This is a genomic window from Candidatus Melainabacteria bacterium RIFOXYA2_FULL_32_9 (assembly GCA_001784615.1).
In the GTDB taxonomy this organism is placed as follows: domain Bacteria; phylum Cyanobacteriota; class Vampirovibrionia; order Gastranaerophilales; family UBA9579; genus UBA9579.
On sequence record MFRQ01000077.1, the window covers coordinates 6,619 to 9,247 of the forward strand.

At 28.6% G+C, this 2,629-nt stretch carries 2 pseudogenes; one reads left to right on the plus strand and one right to left on the minus strand.

Annotated elements, in window-relative coordinates:
- A pseudogene (locus A2255_09800) lies at window positions 1-308 on the plus strand (hypothetical protein).
- Window positions 309-572: 264 nt separating this feature from the next.
- On the opposite strand, the pseudogene A2255_09805 reads toward A2255_09800, so the two are convergent.
- A pseudogene (locus tag A2255_09805) lies at window positions 573-2,629 on the minus strand (hypothetical protein).

Here is a 2,629-nt window from a genome sequence, read left to right on the forward strand (position 1 = left end):
TCGAATTCTCTTATTCACGGGCAAGATTATCAAGCAATGATACCGGGGAATTATACTATGACGGAAATATTTACCGCGCCGTTGCCATCTACCAATTTTCACCAGAGATTTTTTTTAGAACTATTGTTCAGTATGATACATTTGCTAAAAATTTTCAGATCTATCCCCTGTTCAGTTATAAGCTGAATGCTTTTACTACTTTCTTTGCAGGTGCAACCAGCAGTTATTTTAATTACGAGGGTAATAACGGAGTAATCAATACAAGCCAGCAGTACTTTTTAAAACTGCAATATCTTTTAGGAATATAATTTTTTGAAGGAAATTTTTTTTGTAGAGATGTTGCCTGCCTACCGCAGGCAGGTTTATCACGTCTCGTTTGTAAAATGAGACGCCACATGTGGCGTCTTTACATTTTAATCTATTATCTATCGTAGAGACTCGCCACGGCGAGTCTCTACATTAATTCTCTTCTGCAATTTTTATCTCTTCTCGATTTTTTTTACATATTCTTGCAACATTGTTTTCAATTATTCCTAATCGACCAAGAAATAGCTTTTAACTGCCGAGAATATTTACTTTTTTAATCGAGTTAAATAAAAGTCTTTAGATTTTTTAAAATATTTATTTAATTCAAAATTATCCGCTGAATAAGCTGGATCAATTTTTTCAAATATATTTTGATATGATTCATAAGAATAACAATCAATAAAAGTTAATCCCAATGTTTTTCCTAATTGAGTATCATAACATTCTTCTTGGTTTCTTCTAAAATAATATAATTGGTCATGGATGGATAGTTTAAATCCAGGGATAAACCATTTTAAATCGGTTACAGCTAAACGGAACTCATCCAATAAAATCATTATATTTTTTTCAACTTTGCTAGTAGGACTTATCTTTAAATTATAACGGAATAATAATGGTAATATCAGATGCACTTTCCGATGTGAAGTAAGATTATTTTTGATAATGGGGTAAATGTATTTAAATAAATCAGGGTAATTCTCTAAAACCAAAATAATGTCTGCTAGAAGTCTAATATTTCCAGATATCTCTTCAACCCTATCATGACTATAAATAAGTACTTCATTAGGTCTATTACTATTAATTAAAATATCTCTAATTAATTTTATAATTTTATCATTGGATGTATTTGCAAGGAATTGAATAAAATTTAAAATATTTTCTTTTGTATAAGTTTGTGCAGAATAACTAATTAGCTGATGGTATACAGATTGATTCTGGAATAATTCATTAAGAAGTAATTCTTGTTCCGACGAAGACTGATTAAGTGAATAATTTAGATGTTTGGAAGCACATAAATAATTTAAAGCTTCGTGTCGGAATGCAAATGTATTATTGGCATCATTTCTCTTTACCCAAGCCATCGTTCGAAAAGCTGCCGCTAATTCATTTTTTTCAATTGATTTAGAACTATACTTATTTCCAATTGATGATTCAATAAAATCATCCCAATCAGATAAAGAAAAATTTCTTTTACTTTCTAAGACCAATACTTTATATGCAGACATATTAATAAAGTTTACAAAATCTTTCATGAACTCAGGAGTGACTATCTCGTGGCGTTTTCTTTTTAAGAATTCTCTTTCTAATAATTTAGAAATAATAAAGTCGATTATGTTAAGACGATTGCTATCAAATCTGATGGTTAGGAGTTCATCAAGATTTTCATATTCTCTCTTAAGGTAAAGTAAAATATAGTAGAACAATAATGGATCAATAATTAATGTTTTAAGATTACTAGAAAGTATCTTTTTAAATAGTTCTTCTGCCTTATTGTAACCCTCAAAATGGCTGTTAAAAATCCTTTCTAATTGTTTCTCATCATAATGACATAATTCTACAATTGTACTAATTGTATCATTTTCGTCTATAGATTGCGGACTAAATTTAAGAGAGCCTAAGTAGTCTATCATTTGTTTGTTAGTTTTAAAATATGTAGACCTAAGAAAAAATAATGTTGACAAATTATTAACAAACGAAGCAAGGAATTTTTTTAATTGTTCAAACCCTTTTTCTCCATAGTTATAGTTCATTTCATCAACGGAATCGATTATTTGGAAAATTTGATCTTTCATAATTCCGTCGACGAGAATACTTTTATCGTCCTGTGATAAAGATCTATAATTATCAAAAATTGGGTTTAGTATTTCATTTACAGTTGCTTTAACATTGTAGTTGTTGAGATTCACATAGACTGCTTTAATACTTGTAAATGGGTGTTTCAAATACTGCTCACAAATTAAATAAGTAAGGTATTTAGCGGTTACAGATTTACCAGTGCCAAGATCTCCTTTAACTATAATAAAATCATCAACACCTTCTTTTAATTTAGAATATAGAAATTGAATAATGGAATGGAAGCTTTTACCATTTATATGGTAATTTAAATCAATAATTTTACCTATTTCACTTTCATCCAATTCTTTTCTGAATTGACTTATATAAGCTTTACAGTAATTAGCATAACTATCGTCCACAAAAAACAAATTCTGAATCTTAATACAATTGAAATTATTAGTCTCAGCATTAGAAATTAGCTCTGAAGTAAAATTTGTACCAACAATTGATTTAAGTTGCGAATCTTTAAAATTATTATCATTTAAGA